Source organism: Glutamicibacter sp. ZJUTW, from assembly GCF_008370855.1.
In the GTDB taxonomy this organism is placed as follows: Bacteria; Actinomycetota; Actinomycetes; order Actinomycetales; family Micrococcaceae; genus Glutamicibacter; species Glutamicibacter nicotianae.
In genome coordinates, this window is the sequence record NZ_CP043624.1 from 1,476,368 (window position 1) to 1,494,957 (window position 18,590).

The following is an 18,590-nucleotide window of genomic DNA, read 5'->3' on the forward strand; positions in this document are numbered from 1 at the left end:
TGGCAATGGGCATTGCCGAAGCGAAAACTTGCGTGTGTTTTAGATTACTTCGTCATCGGCGTAGTCGTGATAACATGAACCTGACTTGGATGTTTATCTTTGCGGACTGGATGCTGGGCGATTTTTGCTTTTGCGCCATTTCTGCCTATGATTGTCTACGTCGCAATGACGGGTTCTGAAAAAGAACTAGTCAGAGCGAGGAAGCGCCTTTAGCTCAATTGGTAGAGCAAATGACTCTTAATCATTAGGTTCCGGGTTCGAGTCCCGGAGGGCGCACAGTAGATCCGATCTGATTCATCAGGTCGGATTTTTTGTATACCGCAAAGAAAAGAGGATCAGCTCATGAGTACTCCCGCAACGGCTAACCGCCTGTCCGTCGGCGACCAGGCCCCTGATTTCACCTTGCAGGACGCTGCCGGCAATTCCGTCTCCTTGTCCGATTACCGTGGCAAGAAGACCATTGTGTACTTCTATCCAGCGGCATCCACCCCTGGCTGCACCAAGCAGGCGTGCGACTTCCGTGATTCGCTCGAATCATTGAAGGGCCTGGGCTATGCAGTTCTGGGCATCTCCCCGGACAAGACTGCAAAGCTTGAAAAGTTCGTTGCCAACGAAGAACTGAATTTCCCGCTGCTTTCCGATGAAGATCACGCGGTGGCTGAAGCCTATGGTGCTTGGGGAGAAAAGAAGAATTACGGCAAGGTCTACGAAGGCCTGATCCGCTCCACGATCGTGGTCGATGAAGAGGGCAAGGTTGCGCTCGCGCAGTACAACGTGCGTGCCACCGGACATGTGGCAAAGCTGCGCCGTGACTTGGGGATTGATCCGAAGTAACCGCTGCCCTTGACTGATTTCATATCAGGCCCAAGTTCCGCTACACTAAATGAGGTCGCCTTCAGGGAAACGGTGTTTCCGGTGTAGCGCTAGCGAGTATGGCGGAATTGGTAGACGCGCTGGATTTAGGTTCCAGTGTCTTCGGACGTGAGAGTTCAAGTCTCTCTACTCGCACCAACAAAACCCTGCGGTCTGATTCCATCGGCCGCAGGGTTTTCTGCATGCATCCATCACGCACGGCGTAAGATCCAGTTAGGCACGCGACCGAGATCCGATCAGGAGAGGCACCATGTCCGCCAAAGACCTGCCCACCATGTACGGGCTAGCTGAATCCGATCCTGGCCAGAAGCTGATCAAGCGGGCTGGCGTCGTGGATGCGGATCTGCAGCAAATCGACCGGATCATGGCTGAAATGGGCCGGATGCGCCAGATCGAGCGCAGGATCATGCGCAGCTCGCAGCAGTACATGAAACTGAACGAAACCGACATGCGCGCCATCCGCAAGATGATCTCCGCCAAGCATGCCGGGCAATCGGTCACTCCTGGCGCCCTGAGCCAGTATTTGGGAATTTCCAGTGCGTCGGTCACCAAGATGATTGACCGGTTGGAGGCCCATGGCCATGTGCGGCGCACCAAGCATCCAACCGACCGTCGCTCGCAGTGCGTGGAAGTGACCGAGGAAACCCATCTGGCCGCCCGCGAGCAGGTCGGCCGGCATCATGCCAAGCGATTCGAAGTCGCCAAATCGCTGAGCCCCGAAGAACGGGAAGTGGTGATCCGGTTCCTTGCCAGCACCTCTGATGCCATGGAAAGCAGCCTCGACGAAGCGGGCCCCGGCGAAACCGAATAGCCCCGGAGCAGCAGGAGCTGCTCAGCCCTCCTCCTGCTTTTCCGCGGCGCGCACGATGTTCTTGATGGTGGCCGGGAAAATGGCGCCATGGAACGGGAATACTGCCCACCAATAGCAGCGTCCTGCCAGGCCGCGCGGGAAGAACACCGCACGCTGGATCAGTTCCGTTCGCCCGTCGCTGTCCTTCCCGATGCGGTAATCCAGCCAGGCCCGCCCCGGGGCGCGCATCTCCGCGCGCAGGCGCAGCAGGCTGTTCTCCTCCAGGGCTTCCACGCGCCACCAATCCAGCACATCTCCCAGCGCCAAGGTGCTGTGCGAGCGCCTGCCACGCCGTGAGCCTACGCCTCCCGCCAGCTTGTCCATCAGGCCGCGCAGCTTCCACAGGGCGGGGAAGGCGAAATAGTGCGAATCCCCGCCAAGCCGTTGCAGCACGCTGAACAGCTGCGCCTCGGTGGCGCTGGTGCTGATCCGGCGGATGTCCGTGTAGGCCTTGCGCCCTGCCCAGTCCGGGTCTGAAGGCAGCGGTTCGGCCGGGGCGGCGATCGGCTGGGCGGTAGCCCAGCTGGTTTGCACCGCGTCAGCATCCATCTTCTCCAGCGCCAGCTGCACCGCCCGCGGATAGTCGCACAGCCCTTCGGCTGGCGGGGCAATCAGCGCATCGATCTCCCGCGAGCCCATCACGCAATCATGCTGCAGCGACTGCACCAGCGCCGATGCCAGGGTGTGCGGCAACGGCGTCACCAGATTCACCCAGTGCGAGGCCAGCCGCGGGGTCAGCAGCGGCAGCGGCCAGATGCTCGGCTCGCGCAGGCCGGCCACCCGGGCATAGATCTTCATCAGCTGGGCGTAGCTGTAGGTGCTTGGCCCGCCGATGTCATAGGTGCCCTGCGCGGGTTCCGCCAGCTCGGCGCAGGCCGCAAGGTAGTGCAGGGTGTCGCGGATGGCGATGGGCTGCACCTGGTTCAGCACCCATCGCGGTGCCGGCATTACCGGCAGCACATCGCTCAGGTGCCTGACCATTTCGAAACTGGCCGAGCCCGAGCCGATCACCAGGCCTGCCTGGAGCACCAGCGTGCTGGCGGCCTCCGACAGGATTTCTCCCACGGCCACCCGTGATGCCAGATGCTCGCTGAGTTCGCCGGCGGGATGCAGGCCCGAGAGGTAGACCAGCTGGCCGACCGATTGCTCCCGCGCGGCCTGCGCCACTACCTGTGCGCAGGCTTTCTCCTGGGCCGCGAAATCTCGGGTTCCCGACATCGAGTGCACCAGGTAGTAGAGCAGGTCCACGTCCTTGCAGAGCCTGGCCACGGCGTCCCGGTCCTGCAGGTCGCCCTCGACGACTTCCACCTGGCTGCGCCAGGGTATATCGCGCAGGCGCTGAGCATCACGGGTGAACACCCTGACCTGGTGCCCATTGCTCAACAGCAGCGGCACCAGCCGTCCGCCAATATATCCGCTGGCTCCGGTTACCGCGATCAAGCTCATGGCGCCGTCACCCCGCGCTGGCGCCAGGCGATGGCCAGCGAGCCGAGAAGCAGCAATGCAGCGCAGCCCAAGCCGGCGTAGCCCACCAGCTCGGACTGGTTGCTGCCGGCCAGCCGGCTCGCGCCGATCCAGGCAAGGCCCCAGGCGATGGCCACCGCGGTGAAAATCCTGCCCGAGTAGGCGGTGATGCCCAGACCGATGCCCGCTGCCGCCACCAGCAGCACCACAGCCAATCCCGGCGTCCAGGAAGCGCCTTCGCCGACGCCCAGCGAGAGCAGCCACGCTGCGGTGTTGGCAATGCTGGCCACGCAGACCCAGCCCAGGTAGATGCCGAAGGTCAGCCACATGATCCAGTATTCGGTGCGCGAGCCAGGGGTGCCGGCCATCATGAGGGACAGCATCCAGGCCAAGCAGGCAACCAGGGCGAAGATCACCGCGACGCTTACTCCCAGCCAGCCAAGCTGCACGACGGCAATCCAGGCGGCGTTCAGCAGAGCCGAAAGCAGCGCGGGCATCCGCAACCTAGCTGCCCAGGCCGAGCGGCGCCCGGCGGGCGTGAGCTGGAAAATACCGTAGACGGCCAGCCCTGCATAGATCACGCTCCAGATGGAGAACGCCGGGCCGGCCGGTGCCAGCAAAGTCGCATCTGCGCTGAGATAGCCGCCGGCTGCCTGCTGGATCGGGGTCCCGCCCAGGGCGCCGCTGCCGATGAACGAGACGGCGATGGCCAGAACCAGTCCCAGCGCCGTGATCACCGGCAGCGTCCACGATGCCGTGGCCGTTCGGGCCGGCAGGGGGAAATCGGGGGAATTGGCTGGACTGCTCATCGTGCGCTCCTGAAAGGTCGATGGAAAGTTTTTCCCGTGTCGGGTCGACAAAACGAGATAGTTAAACCATGATGTATCTAGATAAGCTAAATATCAATAAGCCGAGAGAAGTGATCATGGAATGTCCAGCAGTGCTGACGACCTCGGAACTCTTCCGGGAGCTGTTGCGGCTGACGCGCTCCTACGCCCTGTGCGAGGCACGCTTGCGGCATCGGCTTGGCCTGAACGATACAGACCTGCGCGCGGTGAACCTGCTGCGTTCCATGCAAACTCCCAGCTCCGGGCAACTGGCCCGCGAACTCGGGGTCTCATCGGCAGGAATCACCTCGGTCCTGGATCGGCTGGAGGCCCGCGGAGTGGTGGAAAGACGGCATCACGCCTCGGATCGCCGGCGCACCTTGGTGGTCCCGGGACCCAATTTCCCTGTGTCCACCGGACCGGGACAGGTACTGCTTCGGCATCTGCACACCTTCAGTGCGCAACTCGACGAGCCGGATCGCGTCCGGCTGCGCGCCGAGCTGGAAGCGTCCCGGCGCGAACTGGACCAGCGGGAGACCGGGAGCAGTGAAGAACACCAAGCAACCACACCACAACCTGGGAGCAGGGAATCATGAGAACGCACACCACCACGCACCAGTCCCTGCCGGCCCCAACAGCGCCAGCGCACACTGCGCTATCGCAAACCCCACCGGCCGCGCGCGGGCTCATCGATGACGCCACCCGGCAGGCCATCAGCGACCGGCTGGAACTTCTGGCCATGCAGGCCCAGCGGCGCAGCGCCGCCTACTCGGAGCAGACCGCGCTGCTCTGGTCCCGAATCGGCGCACGCCTGGGAACCGGCAAGCTCATGCGGCCAGGGATGGTGATGCTCGGCTACCGGGCCTTCGGCGGACGCAACGAAGCCCGCGCCATCGACCTGGGCTGCGCCTTCGAGCTGCTGCACGCGGCCCTGTTGATCCACGACGACGTGGTGGACCGCGACTTCGTGCGCCGCGGAGAGCCGACCATCTCGGCGGTCTACCGCGACCACGCACTGGCCAACGGCCGGAATCCTGCCGATGCCGAGCATGCGGGCAATTCGGTGGGCATCATCGCCGGGGACCTGCTGATCAGCGAGGCGATCAAGCTCGCCGCCCGCGCCGCGGCCGGCAGCGATGCCGAAGCCGGCGTGGAACAAGCCTTCTTCCAAGCCATCGAGCAGGCAGGAGCCGGGGAACTCGAAGACCTGCTCTACTCGCTGGGCCCGGCACCTGCCACCACCAGCCAGGTGCTGCGCATGGAGCAGATGAAAACCGCCGCCTACTCCTTCCAGCTGCCGCTGCAGGCAGGAGCCCTGCTGGCCGGAGCGCACCCCGCGCAGGCCGAAGCCCTCGGCACGGTGGGCTGCCAGCTCGGCGTGGCCTACCAGATCATCGATGACGTGCTCGGCACCTTCGGTGATCCGGCGCGCACCGGCAAGCCGGTGGAATCTGATCTGCGCGAATTCAAGAGCACCATCCTGCTGGCCCTGGCCAGCGAGCAACCAGAATTCTCCGCACTGCTCACCGGATTCCGCGAGGGAACGGTGGATGCCGGCAGGATCCGCCAGGAGCTGGCGGCGCAGGGAGCCGAACGCTTCGCCCGCCAGCTGGCTGCGCAGCTGTGCTCGCGGGCCACCGGCTCCGCCGCCTTCCTGGACTTGCCCGAAGAAGCCCGCACGCTGCTGCTCGAATGCACCAGCCTGATCCTGGATCGAAGCAGCTGAACACCATGAAACGCGATACTTCCCTGAAGCCCGCTGCCGGCACCGCCGCCCTGGAGCACTACTCGCGCGCCGCCCAGCGCAGCGCACGGGTGGTGCTGGGCGAATACTCCACCTCGTTCTCGCTGGCCTGCAGGATGCTGGATGCCGGCAGTGCCCGGCACATTGCCAATATCTATGCGCTGGTGCGCCTGGCCGATGAGATCGTGGACGGGGTGGCCTGCCAGGCCGGCCTGGATAACCAGGCCATCGGAGGCTGCCTCGACGAGCTGGAAGCCGAAACCCTGCGCGCGATGGACCGCGGCTACAGCACCAACATGGTGGTCCATGCCTTCGCTATCTCCGCCCGGGCCACCGGCATCAACGCCGAGCTCACCGGCCCGTTCTTCGCATCCATGCGCGCGGACCTCTCCACCGGGCAGCACGACGCGCGCAGCCTAGAGGACTACATCTACGGCTCGGCCGAAGTCATCGGGCTGATGTGCCTGCAGGTCTTCGGTGCGATGCCCGGCGCACCTGAACTGGACCGGGCCGAGGAGCAGCAGGCCCGCCAGGCTGCCCGCAGCCTGGGCGCGGCCTTCCAGAAGGTCAACTTCCTGCGCGATCTGGCCGAAGACAGCCAGGACTTGGGACGCAGCTACTTTCCCGGGATCAACCCGGCCCGCTTCGACGAGCAGGCCAAGGCGCTGCTGGTGGAGCAGATCGAGCAGGACCTGGCCCAAGCCCGCGCCGGGATTCCGTATCTGGCCCCGTCAGCGGCCCGGGCGGTGCGCCTGGCCCATGACCTGTTCCGCGAACTGAATTCCCAGCTGGGCAAGGCCGACGCCGCCGACCTGCTGCGCACCCGCATCTCGGTCTCCACCCCGCGCAAGGCGCTGATCGCCGCCCGCGTGCTGCTGGGAACCAGCCGCAGCGCGCACCGCAAGCAACTCATGGAAAGAGCACGCAGATGAAGAACGAAAACCCGGATGTCGTCGTCATCGGGGCAGGCTTCTCCGGCCTGGCCAGCGCCGGGCTGCTGGCCGCCCGGGGCTGCAAGGTCACCGTCATCGAGCAGCAGCCGCATCCCGGCGGACGCTCAGGGCGCCTGGAACGCGAAGGATTCCGCTTCGACACCGGGCCCTCCTGGTACCTGATGCCCGAGGTCTTCGAGCACTGGTTCCGGCTCATGGGCACCAGCACCAGCGAACAGCTTCAGCTGCGCGAGCTGGATCCCGGCTACCGCGTCTTCTTCCAGCACCGCGACGCACCCGTGGACGTGGGCACCGGCGCCGCGGCCAGCGCCCTGTTCGAAGCCCTGGAACCGGGCAGCGCTCCAGCCCTGGCACGCTACCTGCGCACCGCGAAGGAAGGCTACGAACTGGCCCTGGAGCATTTCCTCTACGATGATTTCAGCTCGCTGACCGGGCTGCTGCACCCGAAGATCCTGCGCCGCGCCCCGCAGCTGGCCAAGCTGCTGGCCACCAGCCTGGCAGGCCATGCCGCCCGGCGTTTTGCCAGCACCGAGATCCGCCAGCTGCTCGGCTACCCGGCGGTGTTCCTGGGCTCCAGCCCGAACCGCACGCCGGCGCTCTACCAGCTGATGAGCCACCTGGATCTGGCCGATGGGGTCAAATACCCGATGGGTGGCTTCGCCGCCGTGGCCGATGCCATGGCCGCGCTGGCCCGCAAGCACGGCGCATCCATCCACCTCTCGGCCACCGCAACGGCCATCGAAACCAGCCCGGGAAAGCACCCGCGGGTCACCGCGGTGCGCTGGATCGATGAGCACGGCAAGGCGCAGCGCACCGAGGCCGCGCATGTCATCGGAGCCGCGGACGTGCGCCACCTGGACGGCGAGCTGCTGCCCGAAGAACTGCAGACCCATACAGCCAAGAGCTTCCAGCGCAAGGACCCCGGCCCCAGCGCGGTGCTGCTCTGCCTGGGGGTCAAAGGCAAGCTGCCCCAGCTGGAACACCACAACCTGCTGTTCACCACCGACTGGGACGAGAACTTCTCGCGCATCCGCAATGGGCAGGCGCTGCAGGAAGAAACCAGCATCTATGTCTGCAAGCCCAGCGCCACCGACCCGGACGTGGCACCGGAGGGCTGCGAGAACCTGTTCATCCTGGTCCCTGCCCCAGCCGTTCCCGGATGGGGGATGGGCGCCGCCGATGGCGCAGGAGCCGCCATGGTCGAGGCGGTGGCCGACGCTGCCATCGACCAGCTGGCCTCCTGGGCCGGCATCGAGGATTTGCGGTCGCGGATCGTGGTGCGCCAGAGCATCGGCCCGGGGGACTTCGCCGCCCAGTACGGCGCTTTCAAGGGCGGTGCGCTGGGCTTGGCCCATACCCTGGGGCAAAGCGCCATGCTGCGTCCGGGCAACCGCAGCGCCACCGTGCGCGGGCTGCACTATGCCGGCAGCACCGTGCGCCCCGGAATCGGGGTGCCGATGTGCCTGATCAGCGGCGAGCTGGCAGCCAAGGCGGTGCTCGGTGTCTCCGGTGCCGGGCCGATGGCCGAAAGCGGTGCTGCAACGCTGGCGCAGGAGGCCGGAGCATGATCTATTTGGGCATCCTGTTGTTTCTGCTTGCCTGCATGGTGCTGCTGGATGCCAAGGGGAAGCTATTTCTCTTCCGCCACCCCGTGCGCGGGATCCTGGCTCTTGCGCTGGGCACCGGTTTCTTCGTGCTCTGGGATGTGCTGGCCATCAGGCAGGGCATCTTCCTGCACAAGGAATCGCAGCTCATGACCGGGATCATGGTGGGCGAGCAGTTCCCGCTGGAAGAAGTCTTCTTCCTCGTCTTCCTGTGCTACTGCGCGGTGATCGCCTTCGCCGGCCTGCCGATGCTGGTGCGCGGGCTGCGAGGTGAGCGGCATGTTCCTTGAATTGAGCTTCTGCTTCCTTGCCGCGGCCATGGCCATCTTCGCCGCCGGGCTGGCCGCCAGCAAGCAGCGCCTGCGGACGGTGATCAAGCCGCTGGGCGCCGCATTGGCCGTGATGCTGGTGCTCACCGCGATTTTCGACAACCTGATGATCTACGCCGGGCTATTCGGCTACGGCAGCGGCACGCTGTCCGGGGTGCATATCGGCCTGGCCCCGATCGAGGACTTCTTCTATGCCGCTTGCGCGGTCTTCCTTCTCCCCGGACTGTGGTGGCTGCTCGGCGCAGGCGGAAAGGATGCTTCATGATCCGCGGAATCGTTGCCAGCTCTCGGCCCATTTCCTGGGTGAATACCGCCTACCCGTTTGCCGCCGCCTTTCTGCTGGCCGGCGGGGGAGTTGATTGGCGCTTGGCCGTGGGCGCGGTGTTCTTCTTGTTTCCCTACAATCTGCTGATGTACGGCATCAACGACGTCTTCGACTACGAATCGGATCTGCGCAATCCGCGCAAGGGCGGAATCGAGGGGGCGCTGCTGTCCCGGCAGAGCCACAAGGCGCTGCTCGTCGCCTGCGTTGCGTGCGCCGTTCCGTTCCTCGTGGTGCTCGCAGCGGCGGGAAGCATGGTGGCCAACCTCGTGCTGGCCGTGTCCATCTTCGCCGTGCTGGCCTATTCCGCACCGCGGCTGCGCTTCAAGGAACGGCCCGGGCTGGACTCGCTGACCAGCGCGGTGCATTTCGTCTCGCCAGCGGTCTACGGCTGGGTGCTCGCTGGTGCCAGCGTGCAGCCCGGGCAGTGGCTGGTCTTTGGCGCGTTCCTGCTGTGGGGGATGGCCAGCCACGCCCTCGGAGCAATCCAGGACATCATTCCCGATCGCCAGGGCGGCCTGTCTTCGATTGCCACCGCCTTGTCCGCCCGCACCACCATCTGGCTGGTCCTTGCCGGCTATGTGCTGGCCGGAGTGCTGGTGGTCGCCGGGGTGCAGGGGATCGGCCGCTGGGCGTCGCTGCTGGCCCTGCCCTATGTGCTCAACGTCCTACCGCATCTTGGGGTCAGCGACGCGAGCTCGGGTACGGTTAATCGAGGATGGAAGAGATTCTTGTGGATCAACTACCTGTGCGGTTTCCTGCTGACCATGCTCCTGATCTTTTCGGCACTTTTCACCTAACTAGACCCGGATGGGGAATCAAGGATTTCAATGGATGTCATTTTGCTTTCGGAGGATGGCCAGCCAATCGGCGTGCGACCGAAAGAACTGGTCCACACCACGGATACGGTGCTGCACCAGGCATTCTCGTGCCATGTGCGCAATGCCGCCGGCCAGGTGCTGGTGACCCGCCGCGCACTGTCCAAGGTGACCTGGCCAGGGGTGTGGACCAATTCCTTCTGCGGGCATCCGCAGCCCGGTGAAAGCTTCGAGGAAGCGATTGCCCGCCATGCGGCTCATGAGCTCGGCTTCAAGGTCAGTAGCATCGAAGCGGCGCTGCCGGATTTCCGCTATCGCGCCGTGGATGCCTCGGGCATTGTGGAGAATGAAATCTGCCCGGTCTTCACCGCCGTGATTGACAGCGAGATCACCGCGAACCCGGATGAAGTCATGGACTACTGCTGGGTGGATCCGGCGCAGCTGGGCGTTGCCCTGCGCGCAACCCCGTGGGCCTTCAGCCCGTGGCTGGTGATGCAGGCCGAGGAGCTTTCCCTGTACCAGGCCGCGCAAGGCTGACCCCGAGCGCGGCGCCGGCATGAACACCGGTTCGGTAATGGCCTGTGGAGATGTCCTAGCCATGGGCTAGGCTCAATTGCATGGTGCTTCAAGTAATTGCTGCCGGTATCAAGCGGCGCTCAAAGGCCAGGCATGCCTTGGGCAAAACCGGCGTCGTAGCTGCCGGACTGGTGCTGGCAACGTGCCTGGCCGGCTGCACGCCGCTGCAGTTCGAAGCATCCGACCGCATCCCGGGTGCAAACGCGACGATCGCGGCGCTGCCGAAGTATGCCGATAACCTGGAGGAAGTCGAGGGCCGGCAGGAATGGGCTGATCAGAAAATCTTCCAGTACCTCAACGGCCAGGGCGCTGCGGGATTCCATTCATTCGCCAAGGATTCCATCCAATACGCCACCGTCGGCTGGCTTTCTCCGGTCCAGGGCGTGCTCGCCATCGTCGTGGAGGGCAGCGACTGGATCGCCGATGGCAGTGCCGTCCGCTATGCCGAACTGGTCATCACATCCGTCGGCTACGAATCCAGCGAATTGGACCGGGTCGAGATTATCACCGTAGAAGGTGAGTTTCTCGCTTCCGACTACCGCGGGAATCACCCCGGGGCGCTGTGAACGAAAGGCCACCTCGCCGCAGGGCTCGCGTTGGAGCTGGCAGGCGAGATGGCCTTCTCGTTTTGGGATGCTGTTGCTGCTTATACGAAGTTCTCGGTGCCTTCGATGGTGTTCATGAAGTGATCCATGAAATCGGCGAAGTCTTCGGCATCCGATTTCTGGTCGAGCGTGGCACCAATGCTGATCGCGTCATCCACATGCAAGTCGATGCTCGGTGCTTCAGGAACGCTGAAGCGGAACACGCGACCGGTAGAGATCGCGATCTCGTAGCCGCCATCGCTCAGCTCGGCCAGCTGGTTCACGTTCGTGTTGTTGATGTTGATGGCATCTTCGGAGGCTTCCAAGCTGCTTGCATTGACTGGCGCAATAATCAGCTCCGCCGGCTGGCGTCGATATCCGATGACCTTGAGCCCCCCGGAGCCGGCGATGCCGGTGCCCGCCACGAGATTGTAGCTGGCGAAATTGGGGATCTGCGAGTCAAAAGCCTCGTGGAGGCGGTCCTTGACCTGCTGGGTCGGATTTTCGTCTGGGCGCTTGTCCATACCCCTTACTCTACCGATAAGTTTGGACAATTTGATCAGACGCAACACTTATCGAAATATGTCATCGACACGTCATGGGTTATCTGATTGGTCATATTGACTTCTAGAATGGGATTAATGAGCCAAGATGCTAATTGAGTCAAGACGCCATGCGCACGTGTGGCCACTGGCCCAATTCATGCCATTCTTGGCTTAAAGCTGCAAGCGAAACCATCTGCAAGGCGGGCGGTTTCCTTGGGGCAGGGCTGCGAGCTGGATTAATCGCATCCCTGGCAGCTGGTGCTTGTCTTTAGCTAACCCCGCTTCGACAGGCGCTTTCAGTGCCCGGGAAGCGAAATGGCCAAAGTCTGAACGTGAGACGCGTCCAATCTTTGGACATTCATCTCATATAATGAGATAAACAGGGTGTCTAGTTGCTCTTTGCCGTGAGGTGGAGAAAACTAGAGGCATGCAAATAAACACCGATGTACTACTAGTTATCAGGCGCGGAGCCTGAGGCGCTGTCCAACACCACGGACGGTACACCGGTAACGCGCAAGCCCCCTTTCGTCATCAGTGACGGCCGCGGGGCGTTTTTTATGCGTAAACGAAGAGATAGAAATGGAAAGGATCCCGATGAGCAACTCAACACCCGCCAATCCGGCGTCGGTTGCGAAGTCAGTCAATCGAACCAAGGATGCCGCCGCCGCTGTCTCTTCCGTCGTGGAAGCTTCGAACCCGGTCCAGGGTCCGAATAATATCGTTGCTCCCACGCAGATGACGGGCTCACAAGCCATCGTCCGCTCGCTGGAAGAAATGGGCGTCAAAGACGTCTTCGGATTACCAGGTGGGGCCATCCTTCCCACTTATGATCCACTGATGGATTCGACCAAGATTAACCACGTCTTGGTCCGCCACGAACAGGGTGCAGGCCATGCCGCACAGGGTTACGCCATGGTGAGCGGGGAAGTGGGCGTCTGCATCGCCACTTCCGGTCCAGGCGCAACCAACCTCGTCACCGCACTGGCCGATGCCAATATGGACTCGGTCCCAATGGTGGCCATAACCGGTCAGGTCAATAGCGCTTTCATTGGCTCTGACGCATTCCAGGAAGCAGACATTGTCGGCATCACGATGCCGATCACCAAGCACGCTTTCCTGGTCACTAACGCAGAGGACATTCCTCGCACGCTGGCCAGCGCGTTCTACCTGGCGCAGACCGGCCGTCCCGGTCCGGTGCTGGTGGATATCACCAAGGATGCGCAGACATCCGAGATGACCTTCTCCTGGCCGCCCAAGGTGGACCTGCCCGGCTACCGCGTGGTCACCCGTGGCCACAACAAGCAGCTGCGCGAAGCCGCCAAGCTCATCGCTTCGGCAACCCGCCCGGTGCTGTACGTTGGTGGCGGCGTGATCAAGGCCAACGCGCACGACCAGCTGAAGGAATTCGCGGAATTCATCAACGCACCGGTGGTCACCACCCTGACCGCCCGCGGCGCTTTCCCGGACTCGCATGAACAGCATGTGGGCATGCCGGGCATGCACGGCGCCGTGTCCGCAGTGACCGCGCTGCAGCAGGCGGATCTGCTGATCACCCTCGGGGCCCGCTTCGATGACCGCGTCACCGGCGTGCTCTCCACCTTCGCGCCGAACGCGAAGGTGATCCACGCCGATATCGATCCCGCGGAAATCTCCAAGAACCGCGTGGCCGATGTGCCGATCGTGGGTTCGCTGGATGAGATCATCCCGCAGCTGCACGAAGCCTGCGCCGCACGCTTCGAGAACGAAGCCCAGCAGGATCTGACCGGCTGGTGGGGACTGCTCAACCGCCTGCGCGAAACCTACCCGATCGGCTACACCGAAACCCATGATGGCCTCTCGGCTCCGCAGAATGTCATCCAGCGGATCGGCGAGCTGACCGGTCCGGAAGGCGTATACGTGGCAGGCGTGGGCCAGCACCAGATGTGGGCTGCGCAGTTTGTGAAGTACGAGCGTCCGCGCTCGTGGCTGAACTCCGCAGGCCTGGGCACCATGGGCTACTCGGTGCCTGCCGCGATGGGCGCCAAGGTGGCGCAGCCGGACCGCGTGGTCTGGGCCATTGACGGCGACGGCTGCTTCCAGATGACCAACCAGGAACTGGCCACCTGCGTGATCAACCAGATCCCGATCAAGGTTGCGGTGATCAACAACTCGTCGCTGGGCATGGTTCGCCAGTGGCAGACCCTGTTCTACGATGGCCGCTACTCCAACACCGATTTGAACACCGGACATGGAACCGCCCGGATTCCCGATTTCGTGAAGCTGGCAGACGCCTACGGCTGCGTGGGCCTGCGCTGCGAACGCGATGAGGATATCGATGCGACCATCCAGAAGGCATTGGAAATCAATGACCGCCCGGTAGTCATCGACTTCGTGGTCTCAGCCGATTCCATGGTGTGGCCAATGGTCCCATCGGGAGTCAGCAACGACCAGATCCAGATTGCCCGCGGCATGACCCCTGAATGGGAAGAGGAGGACTAGAACATGGCAAAGCATACGCTTTCGGTACTGGTTGAAGACGTTCCCGGCGTGCTGACCCGCGTCGCCAGCCTCTTCGCCCGCCGCGCCTTCAACATCCACTCGCTGGCCGTGGGCCCGACGGAAATTGCCGGCATCAGCCGCATGACCGTGGTGGTCGACGCCGAGGGGGATTCCCTGGAGCAGGTCACCAAGCAGCTGAACAAGCTGGTCAACGTCATCAAGATCGTGGAACTGCTGCCCGAAACCTCGGTGCAGCGCGACCACATCATGATCAAGGTGCGCGCCGATGCAACGACCCGTCTGCAGGTCACCCAGGCCGCGGAACTGTTCCGTGCTTCGGTGATCGACGTATCCACCGACTCGCTGGTCGTGGAGGCCACCGGCAACGCCGCGAAGATCGATGCGCTGCTGGCAGTGCTTGAGCCCTTCGGCATCCGCGAGATCGTCCAGGCAGGAACCCTGGCCGTAGGCCGCGGATCCAAGTCAATGAGCGACCGCGCTTTGAAGACGATTTCCGCCTAGGCGCAACGACTTCAAGAGACACGAACTACAAAATTTAGATACTTGGCACCTAGCTTGGAAGTAAGCAACAGTGCCTCAGCAAAGACTTCTTCACCAGAAGCACATATAAGGAGAATTACAGTGGCTGATCTGTATTACGAAGACGACGCAGACCTCTCGATCATCCAGGGCAAGAAGGTAGCCATCATTGGCTACGGCTCCCAGGGCCACGCCCACGCACTGAGCCTGCGCGACTCGGGTGTCGAAATCACCGTTGGCCTGGCCGAGGGCTCGAAGTCCCGCGCTAAGGCTGAGGCCGAAGGCCTGAAGGTCGCCACCGTTGCCGAGGCAGCAGCCTGGGCAGATGTCATCATGATCCTGACCCCGGACCAGGTCCAGGCCCAGGTCTACACCGAGTCGATCGCCGAGCACCTCGAAGAGGGCAACGCCCTGTTCTTCGGCCACGGCTTCAACATCCGCTTCGGCTTCATCCAGCCACCAGCCAACGTTGACGTTGCCCTGGTTGCCCCTAAGGCGCCAGGCCACACCGTGCGCCGCGAATTCGAAGCCGGCCGCGGCATCCCTGACCTGATCGCCGTGGAGCAGAACTTCACCGGCGGCGCCAAGGAACTGGCACTGTCCTACGCAGCAGGCATCGGCGGCACCCGCGCCGGCGTCATCGAGACCACCTTCACCGAAGAGACCGAAACCGACCTGTTCGGCGAGCAGGCTGTGCTCTGCGGCGGCACCTCCCAGCTGGTCCAGTACGGCTTCGAGGTCCTGACCGAAGCTGGCTACAAGCCGGAGATCGCCTACTTCGAGGTGCTCCACGAACTGAAGCTGATCGTCGACCTGATGTGGGAAGGCGGCATCGCCAAGCAGCGCTGGTCGATCTCCGACACCGCTGAGTATGGCGACTACGTCTCCGGCCCACGCGTGATCACCCCAGAGGTGAAGGAAAACATGAAGGCTGTCCTGGCTGACATCCAGTCCGGCGCTTTCGCAAACCGCTTCATGGAAGACCAGAAGGCCGGCGCTCCTGAGTTCAAGGAACTGCGTGCCAAGGGCGAAGCACACCCAATCGAGACCACCGGCCGCGAACTGCGCTCGCTGTTCTCCTGGATCTCGGATGCATCCTCGGATGACTACGTAGATGGTTCTGTAGCCCGCTAATCGCAGGCAATGAGCTGATTTACTAGCCAAGCGCCGCTGGCCTCGACAATTATTAGTTGTCGGGGCCAGCGGTTTTTTGCTGCGTGAAAATCATGAGCTGAATCGCTGGGCTCGCTGACCTCTTAGGACACGTCGAGTTCCTTAGCCGAGAATATCCTGAAGAACCGATCCATGGACAACGCGGACGCTTCCAAAGCCGAACTGGACCAAAAGGCTCCCACAAGAAAATTGACCTCGACTGCTTTGCCAGCACAGCAGTCGAGGCCAATTCCTATTCAGTTATTGATAAATAGTGCCAGCCGGAGCCGGCTCAGATCTTCGATGCCCTGTAGCCGGCCTTGCGCGCATCAGCTGCAGTCTTGAAGCATTCTTCGGGTTTGGTGATGTCGTAGAAGCGCTGGCCCTTGACGTGGTACTTCCATTCCTTCTTGCTGCCCGTCCGGTTTCCCTTCACCGGGTAGCCCGCCGGGCAGTTCTTGGCCTTGCCATTCATCTTCACGGATCGCTTGGCGGCAGCCTTCTTTTTCACCAGCAAGGTCTGCGTCTTCTTCACAGTCGAGGTCTTGCCCTTGAGCTGGTACTTGACCGTGGTGGTGACCTTATACGTGCCTGCTGCGAGCTTAACCGACTTCTTCTTGTTGGCAATGGTCTTCTTGCCCTTGACCACCTTCAGCAACGCCGACTTGATCTTGACGTTCTTGGCCTTGGAATAGCTGGGCTTGATGGTCGCCTTGGCGGATCCCTTGACGGTTTTCGTGCCGATCTTCTTGATGGACACGGCTGGTGCCTTCTTGGCGGCGGCAACAGAGACTGAAGGTGCGGCAGTTGGCGGCGGCGCCGCCGCGGAAACAGCAACACCAGAGAAAGCAAGCGCGCCGGTGGCAACCACTGCCAGCGCGCGCTGAATCAATTTATTCAATTTCTCCCCATATAGATGCGAGCGATTACAGGACCGGTTTGTCCCATGCTTTGAGTGTAAATGGCTTTGTCGTAACGTGAAGCAGATCGTGGAATTATGTCCTGTTCAAATACGTGTTTCTGATGGTTCTGTTAGCTGGACGCCGTGGAAGCACGAGCGGCCAAGCTCATGGAAAGCAGTCGCCCGGCAGGCCGTGTTCCCACGTGATTCTCTTAGGCTGATTGCTAGACTCGCTGGAAACAACCAAGGGAGTGCGCCGGTGCTGCAGGAAAGCAACTACGATGATTTCGCTACGGACTACGCGGATGAGAACGAATTCAGCCTGCTGAACGGCTACTACGAGCGCCCGGCCACACTGGAGTTGGCAGGAGAGGTCGCAGGCCGGAAGATCCTTGATATCGGGTGCGGTGCTGGGCCCCTGGCTGAACAGCTGATCCTTCGCGGAGCCACCGTCTCGGGCTTCGATACCAGCCAGGCAATGGTGGATCTGGCGCGCCAGCGGCTGGGCGATGACGCAGACCTCCAAGTAGCCACGCTGGGGGAGAAGCTTCCCTACAGCGACAGCAGTTTCGATGACGCCATTGCTTCCCTGGTATTCCACTACTTGCCGGACTGGACCTACGCCTTGGAAGAAGTTCGCCGTGTGCTCAAGCCCGGCGGGCGGCTCATCATGTCGGTGAACCACCCGATTCTCTATCCGTTCAACCACCGCGGCAAGGACTACTTCCAGCTCACCCAGTACACCGATGAAGTAGCCTTCAATGGGAAGCCAGCCCAGCTAACCTACTGGCATCGTCCGCTGCATGAAACCATGGCAGCGCTGATCTCCGCCGGGTTCGCCATCGAGCGGGTATGGGAACCTCCGTACGTGAAGGATGCGCCAGAAGGAGTGATTCCGGAGGCGCTGCGCGAGCGAGACGCGTTCTTGAGCTTCCTATTCTTCTCGCTGCGTTCGACGCGCTAGCAGGTGATGCGCAAACCTGCCACCGCGGACTAGGACCCGGTGTCCCCGCTCTTTCGCGGGCGACCGGCAAGGTACACCCAGATACCCAGGAGCACCAGAACCGACCCGAGCCAGACGCTCCACCAGGGGAAGCCCGGGATCTCGGGAGTGGAGCCGAGAGCATCGAGATCGGCCTGCGGGGTGGGGTGCACGCGTTCGCCGGTGACCAGCATGCGATGCGTGTTGATGCCCAGGGGAGTACAGGTGACCAGGGTGGCCAGATCCTTGCCGAACTGAGGGGCAAGCGCCTTGGTCTCATCCGGTTCCACCGTCTGGGTTTCGACGACCCGGTAAGTCAGCACCTCGTTGAAGACTTCGATGCTGAAGGTCTCGCCGATTTCGACCTGGGGCAGATCGTTGAACAGATTGGCTTCCGGCAGTCCGCGGTGAGCGGTCAGCACCGTATGCCGGGATTGCCCGCCTACAGGCAACGCCGTGCCCTGCAGATGCCCTACGCCTTTAAGCAGGGTTTCCGCATCGGTACCGTGGTAGATCGGCAGGTCGATTTCCACCGACGGTACGCGCAGCCGGCCTATGAGCCCCTCGCTGTTGACGTTCAGCAGGGAGTCGTACTCAGTATCTTCCCGCACCGAGCCGTCGCTGGTGGGGACGTTGCTGCCCGGAGCCAGCAATCCACCGCCAACCAATTCCTCGTTGTACTCCTGTGCCCGCAGAAGCTCCTGGGAGATCCTCGAGCTGTCCTCGTGCGAAACGTCGCTGGAGATCTCCTTGATGATCCTGGATTGGTTGTACTGCGAGAACCAGCTCGCGGTTGGTGGGTACAGCAGCATGAGCGTGCCCGCCAGGAAGACGGCGGCGATCACCAAGGTGGAGACCGGGGCGCGCCAGCGGTCCCTGGGCCTGGGTGGTGGAGCCAGCGTGGAACTGGATGTGGAGCTCATGATTTCTGCCTATGGAGTCGTAGGAAGCAGCAAGTTCAGAATGGAAATGGCGGGAGACCCAAGCAATGCTTAGTTCTCCCGCCATCTACTGGTTGGCTTTGCGCTGCAGCAACCAGTACGCGGGC

The 18,590-nt window shown here is 62.6% G+C and carries 20 protein-coding genes and 2 tRNA genes; 17 read left to right on the forward strand and 5 right to left on the reverse strand.

All coding sequences use genetic code 11. From position 1 onward, the window contains the following. The first annotated feature begins 203 nt into the window (after positions 1–203). The 4 genes from F0M17_RS07005 to F0M17_RS07020 all read left to right on the forward strand — a co-directional run bounded on the left by F0M17_RS07005 (position 204) and on the right by F0M17_RS07020 (position 1,684). Positions 204–276 (forward strand) — tRNA-Lys (locus F0M17_RS07005). A gap of 66 nt (positions 277–342) precedes the next feature. Beyond that, positions 343–834: a thioredoxin-dependent thiol peroxidase gene (bcp, locus tag F0M17_RS07010; RefSeq protein WP_038991372.1), complete on the forward strand. Its 492-nt coding sequence runs from the start codon at positions 343–345 to the stop codon at positions 832–834. 92 nt (positions 835–926) lie between these two features. Next, a tRNA-Leu gene (locus F0M17_RS07015) sits at positions 927–1,011 on the forward strand. A gap of 112 nt (positions 1,012–1,123) precedes the next feature. Next, complete coding sequence (locus F0M17_RS07020) at positions 1,124–1,684, forward strand: MarR family winged helix-turn-helix transcriptional regulator (RefSeq protein WP_073707546.1); 561 nt, start codon at positions 1,124–1,126, stop codon at positions 1,682–1,684. A 21-nt stretch (positions 1,685–1,705) separates the two neighbouring features. On the opposite strand, the gene F0M17_RS07025 is transcribed toward F0M17_RS07020, so the two are convergent. Both F0M17_RS07025 and F0M17_RS07030 read right to left on the reverse strand, forming a co-directional pair. Beyond that, positions 1,706–3,169, reverse strand: a complete 1,464-nt coding sequence (locus F0M17_RS07025) for an SDR family oxidoreductase (protein ID WP_149596754.1) — start codon at positions 3,167–3,169, stop codon at positions 1,706–1,708. Continuing rightward, positions 3,166–3,996, reverse strand: a complete 831-nt coding sequence (locus F0M17_RS07030; protein WP_149596755.1) for a tryptophan-rich sensory protein — start codon at positions 3,994–3,996, stop codon at positions 3,166–3,168. Before F0M17_RS07030 ends, F0M17_RS07025 begins: the two co-directional genes overlap by 4 nt. Before the next feature lie 116 nt (positions 3,997–4,112). On the opposite strand from F0M17_RS07030, the gene F0M17_RS07035 reads away from it, so the two are divergent. The 9 genes from F0M17_RS07035 (at position 4,113) to F0M17_RS07075 (ending at position 10,926) form a co-directional block, all read left to right on the forward strand. Then, positions 4,113–4,610, forward strand: coding sequence for a MarR family winged helix-turn-helix transcriptional regulator (locus tag F0M17_RS07035; protein ID WP_168201972.1), 498 nt, complete (start codon positions 4,113–4,115; stop codon positions 4,608–4,610). Then, a complete protein-coding gene (locus F0M17_RS07040) occupies positions 4,607–5,740 on the forward strand; it encodes a polyprenyl synthetase family protein (RefSeq protein ID WP_149596756.1) in 1,134 nt (377 codons plus the stop codon). Before F0M17_RS07035 ends, F0M17_RS07040 begins: the two co-directional genes overlap by 4 nt. 5 nt (positions 5,741–5,745) lie before the next feature. Further along, positions 5,746–6,690, forward strand: coding sequence for a squalene/phytoene synthase family protein (locus F0M17_RS07045; protein WP_149596757.1), 945 nt, complete (start codon positions 5,746–5,748; stop codon positions 6,688–6,690). Next, positions 6,687–8,279 (forward strand): phytoene desaturase family protein, encoded by a 1,593-nt coding sequence (crtI, locus tag F0M17_RS07050; protein ID WP_149596758.1) that lies wholly within the window; start codon positions 6,687–6,689, stop codon positions 8,277–8,279. Before F0M17_RS07045 ends, crtI begins: the two co-directional genes overlap by 4 nt. Further along, entirely contained in the window at positions 8,276–8,605 is a 330-nt protein-coding gene (locus F0M17_RS07055; RefSeq protein ID WP_149596759.1) for a lycopene cyclase domain-containing protein, read from the forward strand. The genes crtI and F0M17_RS07055 overlap by 4 nt, the downstream gene beginning before the upstream one ends. Next, positions 8,595–8,909: a lycopene cyclase domain-containing protein gene (locus tag F0M17_RS07060; RefSeq protein WP_038991379.1), complete on the forward strand. Its 315-nt coding sequence runs from the start codon at positions 8,595–8,597 to the stop codon at positions 8,907–8,909. Before F0M17_RS07055 ends, F0M17_RS07060 begins: the two co-directional genes overlap by 11 nt. Then, a complete protein-coding gene (locus tag F0M17_RS07065) occupies positions 8,906–9,766 on the forward strand; it encodes a prenyltransferase (RefSeq protein WP_149596760.1) in 861 nt (286 codons plus the stop codon). The genes F0M17_RS07060 and F0M17_RS07065 overlap by 4 nt, the downstream gene beginning before the upstream one ends. A gap of 30 nt (positions 9,767–9,796) precedes the next feature. Further along, positions 9,797–10,321, forward strand: coding sequence for an isopentenyl-diphosphate Delta-isomerase (gene idi, locus F0M17_RS07070; RefSeq protein ID WP_149596761.1), 525 nt, complete (start codon positions 9,797–9,799; stop codon positions 10,319–10,321). 80 nt (positions 10,322–10,401) lie between these two features. Beyond that, positions 10,402–10,926, forward strand: a complete 525-nt coding sequence (locus F0M17_RS07075; RefSeq protein ID WP_149596762.1) for a hypothetical protein — start codon at positions 10,402–10,404, stop codon at positions 10,924–10,926. An 80-nt stretch (positions 10,927–11,006) separates the two neighbouring features. On the opposite strand, the gene F0M17_RS07080 is transcribed toward F0M17_RS07075, so the two are convergent. Then, on the reverse strand, positions 11,007–11,468 hold the full coding sequence (locus tag F0M17_RS07080) for a hypothetical protein (RefSeq protein WP_038991384.1): 462 nt from the start codon (positions 11,466–11,468) through the stop codon (positions 11,007–11,009). A 615-nt stretch (positions 11,469–12,083) separates the two neighbouring features. Between F0M17_RS07080 and F0M17_RS07085 the strand changes: the two genes are divergently transcribed. The 3 genes from F0M17_RS07085 (at position 12,084) to ilvC (ending at position 15,641) form a co-directional block, all read left to right on the forward strand. After that, the gene (locus F0M17_RS07085) at positions 12,084–13,967 is read left to right on the forward strand and encodes an acetolactate synthase large subunit (RefSeq protein ID WP_149596763.1); all 1,884 of its coding nucleotides are present in this window, start codon (positions 12,084–12,086) and stop codon (positions 13,965–13,967) included. A 3-nt stretch (positions 13,968–13,970) separates the two neighbouring features. Further along, positions 13,971–14,489 (forward strand): acetolactate synthase small subunit, encoded by a 519-nt coding sequence (gene ilvN / locus F0M17_RS07090; protein ID WP_038991387.1) that lies wholly within the window; start codon positions 13,971–13,973, stop codon positions 14,487–14,489. 120 nt (positions 14,490–14,609) lie between these two features. Continuing rightward, on the forward strand, positions 14,610–15,641 hold the full coding sequence (gene ilvC, locus F0M17_RS07095; protein WP_038991389.1) for a ketol-acid reductoisomerase: 1,032 nt from the start codon (positions 14,610–14,612) through the stop codon (positions 15,639–15,641). Between the two features lie 310 nt (positions 15,642–15,951). Here ilvC and F0M17_RS07100 read toward each other — a convergent pair whose 3' ends face one another. Then, positions 15,952–16,560: a hypothetical protein gene (locus tag F0M17_RS07100; RefSeq protein ID WP_149596764.1), complete on the reverse strand. Its 609-nt coding sequence runs from the start codon at positions 16,558–16,560 to the stop codon at positions 15,952–15,954. A 259-nt stretch (positions 16,561–16,819) separates the two neighbouring features. On the opposite strand from F0M17_RS07100, the gene F0M17_RS07105 reads away from it, so the two are divergent. Continuing rightward, the gene (locus F0M17_RS07105) at positions 16,820–17,524 is read left to right on the forward strand and encodes a class I SAM-dependent methyltransferase (protein ID WP_149596765.1); all 705 of its coding nucleotides are present in this window, start codon (positions 16,820–16,822) and stop codon (positions 17,522–17,524) included. Positions 17,525–17,553: 29 nt separating this feature from the next. Here the strand turns inward: F0M17_RS07105 and F0M17_RS07110 are convergent, their stop codons facing one another. Further along, complete coding sequence (locus F0M17_RS07110) at positions 17,554–18,465, reverse strand: class C sortase (protein WP_149596766.1); 912 nt, start codon at positions 18,463–18,465, stop codon at positions 17,554–17,556. Between the last annotated feature and the right edge of the window lie 125 nt (positions 18,466–18,590).